This window comes from Shewanella sp. Actino-trap-3 (assembly GCF_002836275.1).
GTDB classification, from domain to species: Bacteria; Pseudomonadota; Gammaproteobacteria; order Enterobacterales; family Shewanellaceae; genus Shewanella; species Shewanella psychromarinicola.
Genome location: NZ_PJCE01000001.1, coordinates 2,066,373 through 2,085,578 on the forward strand (window position 1 = coordinate 2,066,373; position 19,206 = coordinate 2,085,578).

A 19,206-nucleotide genomic window follows, 5' to 3' on the forward strand; every position below is an offset into this window, starting at 1 on the left:
CTACAATCAAAAAGGGCGGCTAAAGCCGCCCTTCCATTGGTTCTTATAAGGTGCGAGCAATTTCGACTGTTTCAAAAACTTCAATTTGATCGCCCACTCGGACGTCGTTGTAGTTCTTGACACCGATACCACATTCCATACCATTACGGACGTCTGGAGTATCGTCTTTAAAGCGGCGTAATGATTCAAGTTCACCTTCGAAGATAACCACGTTTTCACGTAGTACACGAATTGGTGCGCTACGTTTAACGATACCTTCAGTAACCATACAACCAGCGATAGCGCCAATTTTAGGAGACTTAAAGACTTCACGAACTTGAGCAAGGCCGATAATTTCTTGTCTGAACTCAGGTATTAACATACCTGTCATTGCAGCTCGAACTTCATCAATTAAGTTGTAGATGATGCTGTAATAACGTAAATCAACACTTTCTGATTCAATGGTCTTACGAGCCTGTGCATCTGCACGGACGTTGAAACCAACAAGAATCGCATTTGAAGCGGCTGCTAATGTTGCGTCGGTTTCAGTTAATGCACCGACACCTCGAGCAATAATGTTCACTTTAACTTCATCAGTAGACAGTTTAGCTAAAGATTCACAAATAGCTTCAAGAGAACCTTGAACATCCGCTTTAAGTACGATATTCAGTTCTTGTACTTCGCCTTCTTCCATGTTGGCAAACATGTTTTCTAGCTTAGACTTCTGCTGACGCGCTAACTTAATGTCACGGAATTTACCTTGACGATACAACGAAACTTCGCGAGCTTTACGTTCATCACGTACTACTGTCGCTTCATCACCCGCTGACGGCACACCAGAAAGACCTAAGATCTCTACTGGAATAGATGGACCCGCTTCAGTGATAGCATTACCATTTTCGTCTTTCATCGCACGGATTTTACCGTACTCTAAACCACATAAAACGATATCACCTTGGCGCAACGTACCTTCTTGAACCAAGATAGTTGCCACTGGGCCACGACCTTTATCAAGTTGCGATTCGATAACCACACCCGCCGCCATTCCATCACGGACCGATTTAAGTTCTAATACTTCAGATTGAAGTAAAATACCTTCTAACAATTCGTCAACGCCCATACCAGTTTTAGCTGATACATGAACGAACATGTTATCTCCACCCCAATCGTCTGACATGATGCCATGTTGAGACAATTCACTCTTAACACGATCAGGATCAGCATCTGGCTTATCCATTTTGTTAACAGCAACGATTAACGGTACATTACCCGCTTTAGCATGTTGAATCGCTTCAATCGTTTGTGGCATTACGCCATCATCGGCAGCAACAACCAAAATAACAATATCGGTCGCCTTAGCACCACGAGCACGCATTGACGTAAACGCCGCGTGACCAGGAGTATCAAGGAAGGTGATCATGCCGTTTTCAGTTTGAACGTGGTATGCACCAATATGCTGGGTAATACCACCGGCTTCGCCAGCCGCCACTTTCGCACGACGGATATAATCCAGTAACGACGTTTTACCGTGGTCAACGTGACCCATGATAGTAACAACTGGCGCACGTGATTCTAGCTGGATATTGTCATCGCGATCTTGCATAACTTGATGTTCAAGTTCATTTTCACGAATAAGAACCACTTTATGACCTAATTCTTCTGCAATCATTTGTGCAGTTTCTTGGTCAAGTACTTGGTTAATCGTTACCATTGTACCCATTTTCATCATTTGCTTGATGATCACAGTGGCTTTAATTGCCATTAAGTGAGCTAATTCGGATACGGTTACGGTTTCACCAATACGCACGTCACGACTGACAGCTGCAGCGGGTTTATTAAAACCGTGTGCCATAGATTCTGGTGCAGTACTGCGATTACGCATGTGTTTTTCGCGTCCGCCACGAGCATCTTTTCCGCCACGTTTTTTATTGGCGCTTTTATTGCGAGCACGACGACCACGTTTTTCATCATCAGCATCTGAACTGTCTTCTGCTGCACGAGCAACTTGAGATGTTGTGATGTGATGATCACCGTTCTTTTCAGCATCTAAACGTTGACGTTCTTCTTCAGCCCAACGCTTTGAATTTACCTCAGCAAGTTGACGTGCTGTTTCAGCAGCTTTCGCGGCTTCATCTTTTTGCTTTTGAGTAAGCACAGCGTCTTGAGTCGCTTTTAAACGATCCGCTTCAACTTTTGCTGCTGCAGTTTCTGGGTCAGCAACTTTAGTTACTTTAGGTTCAGATTTTACTTTTTCTGATTTCAATTTGGCTTCTGCTTCCGCTTTTTTCTTCGCTTCTGCATTAGCTTTCGCTTCTGCCGCTACTTTTGCTTCAGCTTCGGCTTTTGCTTGGGCTTCAGCTTCTGCTTTGGCTTTTGCTTGAGCTTCTAATTCAGCTTGTTTTGCTAATTCTGCATCTTCACGTTTAACAAAAGTACGTTTCTTGCGCACTTCTACTTTCACGTCTTTTGACTGACCGCCAGTGCTTGCAACACTTAAGGTAGACAATGTTTTACGCTGCAATGTCATTTTAGTCGGAACTGAATCTGCACCATGCTGTTTTTTTAGATAATCAAGAAGCTTCTGCTTCTCGTTTTCTGAAACAGTATCGAGTTGTTTTTTGCTTATACCAGCTTGTGAGAATTGCTCGATTAATCGATCGACCGATTTTCCCACTTCCACTGCTAATTTTTCTACGCTTGTATCTGCCATCAATTAAATCCCCCTGTTGATCGACTTATGCTTCTTCGCCAAACCAACAGATATTGCGGGCAGCCATGATGAGCTCACCTGCTTTTTCTTCTGTTAATTCTTCAATATCAATTAAATCGTCAATACCTTGCTCGGCCAAGTTTTCTAAAGTCACTACACCTTTGCTCGCAAGAACGTAAGCTAAATGTCTTTCTAATCCTTCCAATGCTAGTAAGTCATCACTTGGCTCTGCACCATCTAACGCTTCTTCAGACGCTAATGCTCTTGTCGAGATTGCCGCCTTTGCACGTTCACGTAATGCTTCAACGATTCCTTCGTCGAAACCTTCTATTGCTAATAGTTCAGATTCTGGAACATAAGCAACTTCTTCTAACGAAGTGAATCCCTCATCAGCCAAAACGGCTGCAAAATCTTTATCTACATCCAGATAATCCACAAACAAGTCAATCACTTTCGCACTTTCGGCTTGGTGTTTTTTGTTCAGGTCTTCAACGGTCATTACGTTTAGTTCCCAACCAGTAAGTTGAGTCGCTAAACGTACGTTTTGACCATTACGGCCAATAGCCTGTGCCAAACTGTCAGCTTCTACAGCAATATCCATCGAATGGTTATCTTCATCCACAATGATAGATGCTACATCAGCTGGCGCCATGGCATTGATCACATATTGTGCCGGATTATCATCCCACATCACAATATCCACTCGCTCGCCGCCTAATTCGTTTGATACGGCTTGCACACGTGCACCACGCATACCAACACAAGCACCTATAGGGTCAATGCGACGGTCATTTGATTTAACCGCGATTTTAGCACGAGCACCTGGATCACGAGCAGCACCCATGACTTCGATCAACTCGTCATAAATCTCTGGCACTTCAACCCGAAATAGCTCAATTAACATTTCAGGCTTACTGCGAGTTAAAAACAACTGCGCGCCACGGGCCTCTGGACGTACTGAGTACAATAATGCACGTACACGGTCACCAGGACGGAAAGATTCACGGCTGATTAAATCTTCTTTAAATAACACACCATCGGCATTGTTACCTAAATCGACAACCACACTTTCTCGTGTACTTTTCTTCACCACGCCGGTAACAATTTCACCTTCACGCTCAATAAATTGTTCAACAATTTGTGCACGTTCAGCTTCACGTACTTTTTGCACGATAACTTGTTTAGCGGTTTGAGTGGCGATGCGGTCAAATGCAACTGAGTCAATTTGATCTTCGATAAACTCACCCACTTGAATCTCTGGTTCTTCATAACGAGCGGCTTCAAACGTAATTTCGCTGTATGGATTTTCCAGAACTTGACCTTGATCATCAACAACCAACCAACGACGGAAGGTGTCGTAATGGCCTGTTTTACGATCAATGGCTACACGAACTTCAATATCGCCTTCGTATTTTTTCTTTGTTGCGGTAGCCAGTGCAATTTCTAGCGCTTCGAAAATTTTCTCGCGCGGAAGGCCTTTCTCATTGGAAACCGCTTCTGCGACTAGCAGGATCTCTTTATTCATTTGGTCTTGCCTCGTTCTTCACCTGAAACTATCAAAACTTAGCGATAATGCTGCCTTTACGGATATTATCCAAAGCAACAATCAAGTCTTTACCATCAACGGTGATGGTGAGCATTTGCCCATCAACGCTATTGATGACGCCTTTTAAATTACGACTACCGGCAACAGGCATAGTCAATTGTACTTTTGCATCTTCACCTACATAGGCCGCATATTGCTCAGCGGTAAATAAGGGTCTATCTACGCCAGGTGAAGAGACTTCTAATGTATATTCTGTAGAAATAGGGTCTTCAACATCCATAACTGCGCTAACTTGACGACTGGCTTCTGCACAATCTTCAATATTGATGCCATTCTCGTGCTCAATAAAAACACGTAATATTGAATGACGACCAGCTTGAATATACTCAATGCCCCATAGTTTAAAGCCTAACGCTTCAACAGGTACTGTTAACATTTCAACTAGCTTGGATTCTATTGTTGCCAAAAATGACCCCCAAAAAAACAGAAAAAGGGCTAGTAGCCCCCATTGCAATCCGTATAAAACACGGACATTTAAAAGTCTATATAACAAAAAACCCCGTAATCACGAGGTCATTTTATTATAAAACCTGTAAATTGTAATTTATCTTCTCAAGAAGTTAAATCACAAGGAGCTGGTTGCGGGGGCCGGATTTGAACCGACGACCTTCGGGTTATGAGCCCGACGAGCTACCAACTGCTCCACCCCGCGTCAACTCATGCAAGTATATTGATTTACTCTATATCTTGCAATAACTAATCAAACGCTATCCATGATTTGTTAGTTTAAATTTGGTGCCGAGAGCGGGACTTGAACCCGCACGTCCGTTAAGACACAGCCACCTCAAGGCTGCGCGTCTACCAATTCCACCACCTCGGCGACACCTGGTATACTAGTCAGGAATTTTCGTTTCTGACTGTTCGGTTTGCACAGGCGCATCATCAATGATTTGCTCTGCTGCTGGACCTAAATCTTGCCACTGATCATTTTCTTGAGTGTGATTAGCACTTAAATTACCAATCACTAAACTCAATGCAAAGAAACCAATGGCTAATACTGCAGTACTGCGAGTCAGGAAGTTACCTGAGCCACTTGAGCCAAATAATGTGCCTGAAGCACCGGCTCCGAAAGATGCACCCATATCGGCACCCTTTCCTTGTTGGATTAAAATTAAGCCGATAAGACCTAACGCTACCACCAAGTATACAACTATAAGAACTTCGTACATATAATTATGCGCTCATCGCTATGGTACATAAACTTAAAAACTCACTTGAGTTCAAACTTGCACCGCCAATCAGACCACCATCAACATCAGGCTGGGCAAATATATCTGCCGCATTGCTTGGGGTGACACTACCACCGTAAAGAATCCTGATATTCTCTCCTATAAAAGGAGACACTTCAGAGAGGCGACTGCGAATAAACGCATGTACTTCTTGTGCCTGCTCTGGTGTAGCGCTCTTACCTGTCCCTACTGCCCATAAAGGTTCGTAGGCGATAATTGCGTTATCAAAAGCCATGGTACCGTTTTTTTCAATTACTATATCAAGCTCTTCGGCAATCACCTCAAAGGTACGTCTTGCTTCACGAGCCGGTCCTGATTCACCTACACATAAAATCGGTGTCAGACCATTTTTTTGTGCTGCGGCAAATTTCTCTGCCACTATATTACTCGTCTCTCCGTACATACGGCGACGTTCGGAATGGCCGATAATGACATATCGACATCCAGAATCTTTTAGCATCTGCCCGGATATTTCGCCGGTGTAAGCACCAAAATCATGATGACTAAGATTTTGTGCGCCCATTCTAACAAGCGCTCCGTCTAAGGTTTGCTTATTGGCTTCAAGCAGCTGCCGAACACTTTCAAGATAAATTGAAGGCGGGCATAAAACCACTTCAGCTGAATCATTTTGGAGCTTGGTAGCAAACTTCTTAAATAGCTCTTGGGCCAAGGCCGAATTACCATTCATTTTCCAGTTACCAGCGACCATAGGACGTCTGAGTGCCATTCACTGTCTCCTCTGAAAGCGGCGTGAATAATAGCGAACCACTTATCAAGTTACAAGAGCTAAAAGGGGAATATTTCACATAAGCTGTCGAAGCGGCTACTTTTTGAGCGAGCAACAACAAATTGAATATTCAAATAATTAACATGCTGCCTTTACCGCGTCAGCAATACGGTTTGCATGTGCAAGCACTTGCGGATGGTCATCCCCCTCAACCATAACCCTGATTAACGGTTCTGTTCCCGACTTTCGCAATAATACTCGCCCACGAATACCTAATTGTTGCTCAACATCAGCTTGCGCTGATCTCACAGCATCAGTATCCAGCGGGTTTGAGTTTCCTTCAAAACGGACATTTACCAATACCTGCGGCAACATCTTTATTGATTCAGTCAATTGTTCAAGTGATGCTTTTTGACGTCGCATTGCAGCTAACACTAGAATACCTGCAACAATGCCATCACCGGTGGTGCCATGATCGAGATTAAGAATATGGCCAGAGTTTTCACCTCCGATACGCCACTGTTTCTCTTTGAGTATTTCCATGACATAGCGGTCACCGACCTTTGAGCGAACAAAAGGAATATCAAGCGCTTGTAATGCTAAATCTAACCCTAGGTTAGACATTAACGTGCCCACTACACCGCCTTTTAAAATACCACGTTTTTGAGCATCTACCGCTAAAATATATAAGATTTGATCACCATCAATCACGTCACCGCGGCTATTTACCATCATAATGCGATCGCCATCACCATCTAATGCGATACCTAAATCCGCTTTTTCGGCTAATACCGTTTCACAAATTTTAGCCATAGAGGTTGCGCCGACTTTGTCATTGATGTTTATGCCGTTTGGCTTATCGCCAATAGCAATCACATCAGCACCCAATTCACGAAATACATTAGGAGCTATGTGGTAGGTTGCACCATGTGCACAATCAACAACAATTTTCAAACCTTCAAGTGTTTGATCCGCTGGAAAATTCCCTTTGCAATATTCAATATAACGCCCTGCAGCATCTTCAACTCTTCGAGCCTTGCCTAATAAATGAGATTCAACACACACTAACGGCTTTTCAAGTTCAGCCTCTATTTCTAGCTCAATGGCATCATCTAGTTTACTGCCATTGTTTGAGAAAAACTTGATACCGTTATCATAATATGGATTATGTGACGCACTGATCACCACGCCAGCTTCCGCGCGAAATGTGCGAGTTAAATAAGCAACCGCGGGGGTAGGCATTGGACCCAGTAACAAAACGTTGAGTCCCGCAGCTGACAATCCAGCCTCTAAAGCCGATTCAAACAAGTAGCCGGAAATGCGGGTGTCTTTACCAATAATCACTTTTTGGGTGCCATTGCGAGACAATACCCGCCCTGCAGCCCAACCGAGCTTCAATGCCAGCTCAGGGGTCATTTTACCCGCCCCTACTCTGCCGCGAATACCATCGGTTCCAAAAAACTTTCTTTGCTTCACAGGTCCCCACTTAAGTGATTTGACTCTACTTAACCTTATCTCACGTTAAGAGATAGGGTAAGTAAGTTTCAATAAGACTATTCACCAATTTAATATCAAACTTGCCATTTTTTGCTCACAAGACACTTTAACTTGCAATAGCTAGCCTATTGCAAGTCAATGCAACACAGATAGCAGAACAAACAGCGGTTTGATAACCATTGATTATCCCATTCTGAGGTTACTTATAACGTTATCATGCCGATGTCGCTATATGTTAGCCATTGTTTCTGACATCACGTTAAGTACATCGACAGTTTCTGGAACATCATGGACTCGTATAATATGCGCACCTTGTTGAGCAGCAATTAATGCCCCAGCAAGGCTACCAGCAAGGCGTTGATCGATATCGCGCGCTAACAGGTCACCAATCATGCTTTTTCGCGACAGACCAACCAATAAAGGTAAGTGAAACTCATGTAATCTTGGTAATGTCGCTAATAGGCGGTAATTATGCGCTAAAGTTTTGCCAAAGCCAAAACCTGGATCGAGAATTAAGCGTTCTCGCTCAATTCCGGCGGCTTCGCAGTAAGCAATACGCAATTCGAAAAAAGCAACCACCTCATCAATCACATCCTGGTACTCAGGTTCATCTTGCATGGTTTGCGGCTCGCCTTGCATGTGCATCAAGCAAATAGGCACATCTAACGTAGCGGCCATGGCTAATGCACCGGGCATTTGTAATGCGCGCACATCATTGATCATATTGGCACCGGCATCCACAGCCTGCTCCATCACTTCAGGTTTGCTGGTATCGATTGAAATCCATACATTGTGTGTTTTAGCCGTGTATTCGATGATAGGAATAACACGGGCGAGCTCTTGCTCAAGAGTGACTTCAGCAGCACCAGGTCGAGTTGACTCTCCACCCACGTCAATAATTAATGCACCTTGTTCCACCATATCGTCGACATGGCGACAGGCTTGTTCAAGTCCGATATATTCGCCGCCATCAGAAAAAGAATCAGGGGTCACGTTTACAATGCCCATCACTACAGGTGCTGATAAGTCGAGGGTTTTATTGGCATGAGTTAATTGAAACACAGGTATTGTCCTACATAAGGTTAAAAACAAGAAAACCCCTTGCGGGGTTTTCTTTATTTACTAAATTATTTATTTAGCTGGTGATTCATCCGTTTCACTCGTGTCGGTTTTAGCGTCACTAGTATCGGCTTTAACCTCATCGACAGGTGTTTCAACTTCAGATTTAGGCGTGCTATTGCCATTATCTTTATCGTCAGATGATTCATCTTTTTGCCATTCAGCAGGCATACGCACTTCACGTCGCTTCATCAAATCATCAATTTGCAACGAATCAATCGTTTCATATTTCATCAGCGCATCTTTCATCGCATGTAAAATATCCAAATTGTCGTTTAGTAACGTTTGTGCCCGTTGATAGTTTTTATCAATAAACACTTTAGTTTCTGAATCAATCAGTGTCGCAGTCTCACCCGACATAGCCTTAGATTTACCCATACTGCGGCCTAAGAAAACTTCGTTTTCTTCTTCTGCATAGAGTAAAGGACCCAGTTTATCGGAGAAGCCCCATTGGGTAACCATGTTACGGGCAATCGACGTCGCGTATTTGATATCTTGCGACGCTCCAGTAGACACTTTTTCAGTGCCGTAAATAATCTCTTCAGCTAAACGTCCACCATAGGCAACTGAAATCTGTGATTCAAGTTTGCGACGGCTTTGGCTAACAGCATCGGCTTCCGGTAGGAAGAAAGTGACGCCTAATGCACGTCCACGCGGAATAATAGTCACTTTATGCACAGGATCATGCTCTGGTACTAAGCAGCCTACAATCGCATGTCCAGCTTCATGATAAGCAGTCATCTCTTTGTCCGCTTCAGACATCACCATAGAACGGCGCTCAGCACCCATCATGATTTTATCTTTAGCACGCTCGAACTCTTCCATACCAACAACACGACGATTACCACGAGCAGCAAACAACGCAGCTTCGTTAACAAGGTTGGCTAAGTCTGCACCAGAGAATCCTGGCGTACCACGAGCAATAACGCTTGCTTTAACATCGTCTGACAAAGGCACTTTACGCATATGCACTTTAAGGATTTGTTCACGACCACGCACATCAGGCAAGCCGACAACCACTTGACGGTCAAATCGACCTGGGCGAAGCAATGCAGCATCAAGAACATCAGGGCGGTTTGTTGCCGCGATAACGATAACACCTTCATTACCTTCGAAACCATCCATCTCAACCAGCAGTTGGTTTAACGTCTGCTCACGCTCATCGTGACCACCACCAACACCAGCACCACGTTGGCGACCTACAGCATCGATTTCATCGATAAAAATGATACAAGGTGAAGATTTTTTAGCTTGTTCGAACATGTCACGCACACGGGATGCGCCGACACCAACAAACATTTCCACAAAATCAGAACCTGATATGGTAAAGAATGGCACCTTAGATTCACCGGCAATCGCCTTAGCTAGCAAGGTTTTACCCGTACCTGGTTGCCCTACCATCAACACGCCAGTAGGAATACGACCGCCTAGCTTTTGGAACTTGGTTGGGTCACGTAAATAATCAACCAGTTCTTTCACTTCTTCTTTTGCTTCATCACAGCCAGCAACATCAGCAAAGGTGGTTTTAATTTGGTCTTCGCTCATCAGTTTGGCTTTACTTTTGCCAAACGACATTGCGCCTTTTCCACCACCGCCTTGCATTTGACGCATGAAGAATATCCACACCCCAATCAACAGTAACATCGGGAACCATGAAATAAAGATTTGGGTTAAAAAACCTGACTCTTCAGCCTCTTGGCCTTTCATGGTGATACCTTTGCGATCAAGATCATTAATTAAATCTTGGTCAACAATAGGCATAATAGTGGTGAACTTTTCGCCGGTACGTTTAGTCCCTTCAATTGTTCGTTGGTCGCTTTTTATTTCGACCGTGTTAATTTGACCATTTCGAACATTGTCCAAAAAGGCGGAATAATCCATCTTCTGCGTATTCGAAGAAGAGGGGGAATAACCCTGAAACACTGACATCAGTACAACAGCGATGACAACCCAGAGAATTAAATTTTTTGCCATGTCACTCAATTTACTAGACCTCTTAACAGTCCTGCGATTATTAACGTTAGACTACTACAACTTGTAACCAGTCGCCACTAAGTAGACTTCTCGAGAGCGTGCTCTAGAGGAGTCTGGTTTACGGGTTTTTACTACTTTGAATGCCTGTTTAACTGTTTTTATGTAGTCGTCAAAGCCCTCCCCCTGAAAGACTTTAACAGCAAAACAGCCGTTGGGCGTCAACACTTGATGACACATATCTAACGCTAATTCAACTAAATACATACCTTTAGGTTGATCAACAGCATCCGAACCACTCATGTTCGGGGCCATATCTGATAGTACCACATCCACTTTATCTTGACCTACACGCTCAAGCAATGCTTCTAGTACTTTGTTTTCTCTAAAATCACCTTGAAGGAAATCAACACCAACAATCGGATCCATTGGTAAAATATCACAAGCAATGACTTTACCTTTGTCACCAGCAAGTTTAACGGCCACTTGCGACCAGCCACCCGGTGCTGCACCTAAATCAACAACTGTCATCCCCTGTTTTATCAAGTGATCTTTTTGTTGGATCTCTTCTAACTTAAATGCTGCTCGTGAACGTAAACCGCGTTTCTGGGCTAATTTCACATAGTGATCATCAAAGTGTTCTTGCATCCAGCGACTTGAGCTCGCCGTACGTTTTTTTGTTGTCATTAAAATTCCGCAACGATTCAGAGTTACATAAGGTGTATATAAGGGTAGAATACCCGTTTTTCAACAGTAACTCAGCAAAAGTTGGTACAAATGAATTTAACAACCAAACAAAAACAGCATTTAAAAGGTCTGGCGCACAGTTTAAAACCAGTGGTGCTGCTTGGTGGCAATGGACTAACTGAAGGTGTTCTGGCTGAAATTGATAGCGCGCTTACACATCATGAATTGATTAAAGTAAAAGTAGCCTCTGCCGACAGAGAGCTCAAAAATGCCATCGTTGACGCCATTGTACGTGAAACCCAGTCTGCGAAAGTGCAACTTATCGGTCATGTCTTAGTCATTTTCCGTCAGTCTGCCGAAATGAAGATTGCTTTGCCTAAAGCCAAATAATCTCGCATTCTTTTATAAAAAGCCGCTGAATTCAGCGGCTTTTTTATTAGAGATGAATTATCATTAATCGGGATGGCTGGGTAAAGGAAAGACTTAATAATGTTGTGCCTTTAATCCTAAAAATTCAGGCAAGCTAGCATCAATTGAAAAAAAATGACCAAGTACCTGTAACGATCCCAATAAACAATGCGATTGAAACCCCCTCCAATAGTGCTCCACCCATTATCAATAATGCTTATACAGTTTATAATGTAGTCTCTGATGTCACCATTGAGCTCAAAAAAGTCGACTTAATAGCACCATTATTAATGTCCTGCACATCCCACAAGGGCTTTGTAATAAGTATTTACCCATCCTATCTTCGATAATAGAGTCATTAAACGAATAAGCAAAAATAGCTAAAATAGCCGCCAGTACGATTAAATTTGATTCCATTTGGCTTGACGCAAAAAAGCCAACACAAACACCACATCACGTACCAGAGCCAATAACGCACAAGAAGCTGTACGCCACTCAAAGCGGAAACTTGAATATTTCATAATACACTGCATAGCCATTAGATAAGACAAGTCAAGCCACCTTTGACGACCAATTATTGATCGACTTAAGACCCCACCTCGTTGCTGTATAATACGTTAATACATTATTTAATACGGCTAATACCGTTTTGAGATCAAAACGTTTATTTTTAATAGAATATCGGCACCATTTTTCGCCACAATCAAATTATCTTGTTGCTGTTCGATGCGTAACCTGTTGATCACCGTTTAATATAGCACATGATGGAATTGCTCTACTGTCAGTGATTGGGCCGGGTTAATTGTGAGTGTACCGCGACTCTTCACCATACCAAGACGCTAATGCACTCATAAACAAGATGATTAATATGCTAATTAATAACCAGTATTTCCACTGAGAATAATGATTTAATCAATGCGTTTTCGATTTAGATTTCATAATATTTGATCTCACTAAATCGAGGTGAGTTAAGCCTGGATAAAAATGTATAGCCAGTAATGAGCGGTTTTAACCAACTCATCTATTTACAGTAAAGCTCATTAGTAAAGCTAATGACGTTTTCAATCAATGCAGAAAATCGTTAGCTGATGTGAGCGTGAACGAAAAGTAAATTAGATCTTTCTAGGCGGAAAGTATTGAAGGGGCGACGTCGTTGACAAAATCCAGTCCAATTGTGGATTGACGTTAATTGGATACCCTATGGTTAAACTCGCTATTGGCGGCGAAAAAATTCATAGGCCAATACATCATTAGGACTTGTTTCATTTAATTGACGTTGAGCATTACTGATATAACGTGCCGAATAAGTGGCCACATAATAAATATCATTTGGATTAGATTGCTCAAAAATAGAGCCTGTTGGTAATAGTTCCTAACCTAGCTCAATAATGTACTGTTAACCTCTATGAGCGTGTCACTTAAAGTTGTTGGTTTATGTCAACGCACATCACTATCAATTGGACTATCAATTGAACCATCGACTAACTGAACTGAAGACAGCATTATATCAAGGGAGGTTAAACTTATTGGCTGTTGACAAATACGACCATCTGTCTCCATATCCACATCATATCGGCAAGAGTATCCAGTAGACGTAGCAAATGGCAGCGACGCTAACACCAACACATGGCTATTGATGAGAAAGATTGAACACAACCCCACAATTACCAGCATGAGTAGTATACGAGCCCATGGAAACGTCATAATGACCTTATTTTATCAAACGACATAGTTGCTAGTATTTGAAATCAAAATGTCGAAATATAATTTAAAATAGAAGATAAAACATAATTTCAAAGCAATGTTTCAACGGGATCTGTCAACGGAAAGTTTCAAAAAATGTTGTATTTTGCTCGATAAAATGTAACAGCAATGTAAATCAAGGCGATAATATCTGTTGCACCTTTAATGTGCAAATGAATTTTTTTACATTTATTTTGGTCTATATCGAATGCACTCTGTTTGTAATAGATATAAAAAAGCACTAAATAGTATTCTATTTAGTGCTAGGTCAGGCTAGTGATCATTTATATCGATAATGGATTTAGCATAAAATAAAATAAATGCTTAACCGGATCTTTTAATTTAACAATTAAAACATATTGTTAGAAAATATTTACCCTAGCTGACTCACATGGCTTAAATATATTTAACCGCAACGATCTCATAATCAGTCAAGCCACCGGGTGTGGTAATCGATACTTCATCGCCTTCACTTTTACCAATTAATCCACGTGCAATCGGTGAATTAACAGAAATTAAATTTTGTTTAATTTCTGCCTCGTCATCACCCACAATACGATAGGTCACTTCGGCATCCGTATCCAAGTTCAAAATAGTCACTGTAGTACCAAAAATGATCCGGCCGGTATTGTCTAATGTGGTGACATCAATAATTTGAGCATTAGATAATTTACCTTCAATGTCACGAATACGCGCTTCACAAATCCCCTGATCTTCACGGGCAGCATGGTATTCTGCATTTTCTTTTAAATCACCTAATTCACGCGCAGAAGCAATCGCTTCGGTAATTTTTGGACGGCGATCGAACTTTAATATTACCAGTTCTTTACGTAGTTGATCTGCGCCAATTACAGTCATTGGGACCTTACTCATAATGTCTTTGTCTCCTTTAAAAACAAAAGCATCCCGTGCTGACAAAATCAACACAGTCAAAATTCAGTTGGAAGTACGCATTCTAGTTAGCATGCGTCTCTTGGATGCATCTTTTAGATGATGGCAGACAGCTTACCTAAGCTTTTACCGACTTGCTAGTCATGCTTCACCAAAATGTCATAAAAAAGGTCGCCTAATGGCGACCTTAATCATTAGCACACAATAAAGTTAACCTTTAATGCGTTTGTGTAACTCTTGCACTGAGGTCACTTTGATACGATCATCTGCAGCATGCGCTAAACACGTCGCAAAAGCTGCATTTAATGTCGTAGTGTAATTTACCTTATAGCGCAATGCTCCACGGCGGATCTGGCGAGAGTCTTCAATGGCTTGACGACCTTCTGTGGTGTTAACAATGTAGGTATATTCACCATTCTTAATACGATCAAGAATGTGTGGACGACCTTCATGTACCTTGTTAACTAAACGGGGATTAATCCCCGCTTCACCCAAGATAATGGCGGTACCATGGGTGGCATCAATTTGATAACCTAGCTCAATCAACTTAGAGGCTAAATCAGCAACACGTTTTTTATCACTATTACGCACAGATAATAACGCACGACCAGACTTAGGCACTTCAGATGTGGCACCCAGTTGTGCTTTTGCATACGCTTCAGCAAAAGTATCGCCAACGCCCATCACTTCACCAGTTGATCGCATTTCAGGGCCTAACAACGGATCGACACCAGGGAACTTATTAAACGGCAATACCACTTCTTTGACAGAGAAGTAAGGTGGGATCACTTCTTTGATAACGTTTTGTGAAATCAGGCTTTGGCCAACCATGACACGAGCGGCGATTTTAGCTAACGGCACCCCCGTTGCTTTAGACACAAACGGGACGGTACGGGCTGCACGTGGATTAACTTCAATCATGTAGATTTCGTTATCTTTTACCGCAAACTGCACGTTCATTAAGCCGATTACGCCTAACTCAAAAGCCAATTTAGAGACTTGGTCACGCATTCTCGCCTGAACATCAGCACTTAAGGTATAAGGTGGTAATGAACAACCTGAGTCACCAGAGTGAACCCCTGCTTGTTCAATGTGCTCCATAATGGCGCCAACCACTACAGTTTCACCGTCACATACAGCATCTATATCCACTTCAATGGCATCATCTAAGAAGTGATCAAGTAATACTGGTGATGCATTAGAGACTTTAACCGCTTCATTAAAGTAGCGCAGTAAATCTTGCTTGTCGTAGACGATTTCCATCGCACGGCCGCCCAACACATAAGATGGACGAACTACCAGCGGATAACCGATAATTTCAGCTTCAATCACCGCACTTTCAACCGTCGTCACGGTCGCATTTTCAGGCTGCTTCATGTTTAAACGTTGAATCGCTTGTTGGAAGCGTTCACGGTCTTCTGCACGGTCAATCGCATCAGGACTGGTACCGATAATCGGTACGCCTGCGGCTTCTAATTCTCGCGCGAGTTTAAGCGGGGTTTGACCACCGTATTGTACGATTACGCCTTTTGGCTTTTCGATACGCACGATTTCGAGCACATCTTCTAACGTTACAGGCTCAAAGTACAAGCGATCAGATGTGTCGTAGTCGGTTGATACCGTTTCAGGGTTACAGTTAACCATGATGGTTTCATAACCGTCTTCGCGTAATGCTAATGCCGCATGGACACAACAGTAATCGAACTCAATACCTTGTCCGATACGATTCGGTCCACCACCCAGAATCATGATTTTTTCACGGTTCGATGGGTTAGCTTCACACTCTTCTTCATAGGTTGAATACATGTAAGCTGTATCAGTTGAAAATTCAGCAGCACAAGTATCTACACGCTTATAAACTGGGTGAATTCCATCGCGATGACGTAATTTACGAATTTCACTTTCATTGACACCTAATACATCGGCTAAACGCGCATCAGAGAAACCTTTACGCTTTAATTGGCGTAAGTAGTTTTTCTCTAAACCTGACATACCAAGTTCAGCGACTTTCGCTTCTTGGGTAATCAAATCTTCGATTTGAACCAAGAACCAATGGTCAATATTAGTCAATGTGAAGATATCGTCACGACTTAACCCTGCACGGAATGCATCAGCGATGTACCAAATACGATCACAACCTGGCTCTTTTAATTCATGACGAATACGTTGCATAGCTTCGGGTGATTGTAAATCAACAACCGAATCAAAACCGTTACGACCCACTTCAAGGCCGCGTAAGGCTTTTTGCAATGACTCTTGGAAAGTACGGCCAATCGCCATTACTTCACCCACAGACTTCATTTGCGTCGTTAGGCGGTCATTTGCACCAGCAAACTTTTCAAAATTAAAACGCGGTATTTTGGTGACAACGTAGTCGATAGCAGGCTCGAACGATGCGGGTGTTTTACCACCAGTAATGTCGTTACTTAGCTCGTCTAATGTGTAACCGACAGCCAGTTTTGCAGCGATTTTAGCAATCGGGAAACCAGTCGCTTTAGAGGCTAATGCAGATGAACGAGATACGCGTGGATTCATCTCAATAATGACCATACGGCCCGTATCAGGACAAATACCAAACTGTACGTTTGAACCACCGGTTTCAACACCAATTTCACGCAATACGGCTAAAGAAGCGTTTCGCATTAATTGATATTCTTTGTCGGTAAGGGTTTGTGCTGGCGCAACGGTAATTGAGTCACCGGTGTGAACACCCATTGGGTCAAAGTTTTCGATAGCACAGACGATAATACAGTTATCGTTGCGGTCACGAACCACTTCCATCTCATATTCTTTCCAACCAATTAATGATTCATCAATCAATAATTCGTTAGTTGGCGACAAGTCTAAGCCTTGAGAACAAATCTCTTCAAACTCTTCTTTGTTGTAAGCAATCCCCCCGCCGCTACCACCCATGGTGAAAGACGGACGAATGATACAGGGAAAGCCCACCATATCTAATACGCCATAAGCTTCATCCATGTTATGCGCGATCCCAGCACGAGGACAATCTAACCCAATAGATTTCATCGCTTTGTCGAAACGACTACGGTCTTCAGCTTTATCAATCGCATCCGCTGTCGCACCAATCATTTCAACATTAAACTCTTTTAGCACTCCTTTTGCTTCAAGCTGAAGGGCGCAGTTCAGTGCAGTTTGTCCACCCATAGTCGGTAGAATTGCATCAGGACGCTCCTTGGCAATGATGTTGCGTACCACTTCCCAATGTATTGGTTCGATATACGTTGCATCGGCCATTTCAGGGTCGGTCATAATGGTCGCAGGATTAGAGTTGACCAAAATGACACGATAGCCTTCTTCACGAAGCGCTTTACAGGCTTGCGCACCTGAATAATCAAACTCACACGCCTGACCAATAACAATTGGACCGGCACCTAGGATAAGAATACTTTTTATATCTGTACGTTTTGGCATTGCTTCTGTCTTCTCCCAGATAACTACTTAGCGTGCTGACGGTATTGTTCAATGAGCTCGATAAAATGATCGAACAGTGGCGCGGCATCGGTTGGGCCTGGACTCGCTTCAGGGTGACCCTGAAAACTAAATGCAGGCTTGTCAGATAGATGAATACCTTGTAATGAACCATCAAATAATGACTTGTGAGTCACCTTAATGTTAGCCGGTAACGTGGTTTCATCCGCAGCAAAACCGTGGTTTTGACTGGTGATCATCACGCTGCCATTTTTAAGATTGCTCACTGGATGGTTTGCACCATGGTGACCAAATTTCATTTTTAAGGTTTTAGCACCAGAGGCAAGCGCTAATAATTGGTGACCTAGACAAATGCCAAATACAGGGATCTCTGTTGTTAATATTTGTTGAATCGCTGTAATGGCGTAGTCACAAGGCTCAGGATCGCCAGGTCCGTTTGATAGGAACACCCCATCTGGGTTCATCGCAAGTACATCGGCAGCAGAGGTTTGCGCGGGTACTACAGTCACATCACAACCACGGTCAACCAACATACGCAAAATATTACGTTTTACACCGTAATCGTACGCGACAATTTTATATTTGAGTTCCGCTTCTGGTGTTTCAGACGGTAAACCACCGACTAATTTCCAGCTACCCTTGCGCCATGTATACGCTTTATCGGTGGTCACTTCTTTGGCTAAATCCATGCCTTTTAGCCCTGGGAACGCTTTCGCGGCTACCAGAGCTTTCGCTTCATCTAGGTCGCCGACCATAATACAACCGGCTTGAGCGCCTTTTTCACGCAAAATTCGAGTGAGCTTGCGAGTATCAATATCAGCAATACCAACCACATTATTCGCTTTTAAATAATCGCTTAATGATTGTTGGTTGCGGAAATTACTCGCCATAAGCGGTAAGTCACGAATAATTAAGCCACATGCATGAACCGAATCCGATTCTGTGTCTTCATCATTAGTACCTGTGTTACCGATGTGAGGATAGGTTAATGTTACTATTTGGCGTGAATATGAAGGATCCGTAAGGATCTCTTGGTAACCTGTCATTGAAGTATTAAATACCACTTCACCAACAGATATACCTGTAGCACCAATTGCGGTGCCAGAGAATACGGTTCCATCTTCGAGTACGAGTAAGGCAGACTGTGTCAACGCGACCTCCAGAAAAGAGCCAAGCCACTTAAATTAGG

The 19,206-nt window shown here is 42.8% G+C and carries 14 protein-coding genes, 2 tRNA genes and 2 pseudogenes; 1 reads left to right on the top strand and 17 read right to left on the bottom strand.

Annotated features, from left to right (window positions below):
• Nucleotides 1-43: 43 nt before the first annotated feature.
• The 11 genes from infB to rlmE form a co-directional block, all read right to left on the bottom strand.
• Entirely contained in the window at nucleotides 44-2,689 is a 2,646-nt protein-coding gene (gene infB / locus CXF80_RS08790) for a translation initiation factor IF-2 (protein WP_101032515.1), read from the bottom strand.
• 25 nt (nucleotides 2,690-2,714) lie between these two features.
• Complete coding sequence (gene nusA / locus CXF80_RS08795; RefSeq protein ID WP_101032516.1) at nucleotides 2,715-4,214, bottom strand: transcription termination factor NusA; 1,500 nt, start codon at nucleotides 4,212-4,214, stop codon at nucleotides 2,715-2,717.
• 31 nt (nucleotides 4,215-4,245) lie between these two features.
• Entirely contained in the window at nucleotides 4,246-4,701 is a 456-nt protein-coding gene (gene rimP / locus CXF80_RS08800) for a ribosome maturation factor RimP (protein ID WP_101032517.1), read from the bottom strand.
• Nucleotides 4,702-4,871: 170 nt separating this feature from the next.
• Nucleotides 4,872-4,947: transfer RNA gene (locus tag CXF80_RS08805), tRNA-Met, on the bottom strand.
• Nucleotides 4,948-5,028: 81 nt separating this feature from the next.
• A tRNA-Leu gene (locus tag CXF80_RS08810) sits at nucleotides 5,029-5,115 on the bottom strand.
• A 13-nt stretch (nucleotides 5,116-5,128) separates the two neighbouring features.
• Nucleotides 5,129-5,464 (bottom strand): preprotein translocase subunit SecG, encoded by a 336-nt coding sequence (gene secG / locus CXF80_RS08815; RefSeq protein WP_101032518.1) that lies wholly within the window; start codon nucleotides 5,462-5,464, stop codon nucleotides 5,129-5,131.
• 4 nt (nucleotides 5,465-5,468) lie between these two features.
• A complete protein-coding gene (tpiA, locus tag CXF80_RS08820) occupies nucleotides 5,469-6,251 on the bottom strand; it encodes a triose-phosphate isomerase (protein WP_101032519.1) in 783 nt (260 codons plus the stop codon).
• A 138-nt stretch (nucleotides 6,252-6,389) separates the two neighbouring features.
• Entirely contained in the window at nucleotides 6,390-7,727 is a 1,338-nt protein-coding gene (gene glmM, locus CXF80_RS08825; protein ID WP_101032520.1) for a phosphoglucosamine mutase, read from the bottom strand.
• Nucleotides 7,728-7,976: 249 nt separating this feature from the next.
• Nucleotides 7,977-8,810 (bottom strand): dihydropteroate synthase, encoded by an 834-nt coding sequence (gene folP / locus CXF80_RS08830; RefSeq protein ID WP_101032521.1) that lies wholly within the window; start codon nucleotides 8,808-8,810, stop codon nucleotides 7,977-7,979.
• Nucleotides 8,811-8,879: 69 nt separating this feature from the next.
• Complete coding sequence (gene ftsH / locus CXF80_RS08835) at nucleotides 8,880-10,850, bottom strand: ATP-dependent zinc metalloprotease FtsH (protein ID WP_101032522.1); 1,971 nt, start codon at nucleotides 10,848-10,850, stop codon at nucleotides 8,880-8,882.
• A 45-nt stretch (nucleotides 10,851-10,895) separates the two neighbouring features.
• Complete coding sequence (rlmE, locus tag CXF80_RS08840) at nucleotides 10,896-11,525, bottom strand: 23S rRNA (uridine(2552)-2'-O)-methyltransferase RlmE (protein WP_101032523.1); 630 nt, start codon at nucleotides 11,523-11,525, stop codon at nucleotides 10,896-10,898.
• 90 nt (nucleotides 11,526-11,615) lie between these two features.
• Here rlmE and yhbY point away from each other — a divergent pair, with 90 nt between their 5' ends.
• The gene (gene yhbY, locus CXF80_RS08845) at nucleotides 11,616-11,915 is read left to right on the top strand and encodes a ribosome assembly RNA-binding protein YhbY (protein ID WP_101032524.1); all 300 of its coding nucleotides are present in this window, start codon (nucleotides 11,616-11,618) and stop codon (nucleotides 11,913-11,915) included.
• A gap of 276 nt (nucleotides 11,916-12,191) precedes the next feature.
• Here the strand turns inward: yhbY and CXF80_RS20755 are convergent.
• The 6 genes and pseudogenes from CXF80_RS20755 to carA form a co-directional block, all read right to left on the bottom strand.
• Nucleotides 12,192-12,472 (bottom strand): annotated as a pseudogene (locus CXF80_RS20755) (hypothetical protein).
• A gap of 259 nt (nucleotides 12,473-12,731) precedes the next feature.
• Nucleotides 12,732-12,833 (bottom strand): annotated as a pseudogene (locus CXF80_RS20670) (hypothetical protein); the annotation flags it as partial.
• 537 nt (nucleotides 12,834-13,370) lie between these two features.
• Nucleotides 13,371-13,637 (bottom strand): hypothetical protein, encoded by a 267-nt coding sequence (locus CXF80_RS20095; protein WP_157822202.1) that lies wholly within the window; start codon nucleotides 13,635-13,637, stop codon nucleotides 13,371-13,373.
• A 435-nt stretch (nucleotides 13,638-14,072) separates the two neighbouring features.
• Nucleotides 14,073-14,549: a transcription elongation factor GreA gene (greA, locus tag CXF80_RS08855; RefSeq protein WP_101032525.1), complete on the bottom strand. Its 477-nt coding sequence runs from the start codon at nucleotides 14,547-14,549 to the stop codon at nucleotides 14,073-14,075.
• Nucleotides 14,550-14,777: 228 nt separating this feature from the next.
• A complete protein-coding gene (gene carB, locus CXF80_RS08860) occupies nucleotides 14,778-17,999 on the bottom strand; it encodes a carbamoyl-phosphate synthase large subunit (RefSeq protein ID WP_101032526.1) in 3,222 nt (1,073 codons plus the stop codon).
• Between the two features lie 23 nt (nucleotides 18,000-18,022).
• Entirely contained in the window at nucleotides 18,023-19,180 is a 1,158-nt protein-coding gene (carA, locus tag CXF80_RS08865) for a glutamine-hydrolyzing carbamoyl-phosphate synthase small subunit (RefSeq protein WP_101032527.1), read from the bottom strand.
• Nucleotides 19,181-19,206 lie beyond the last annotated feature (26 nt).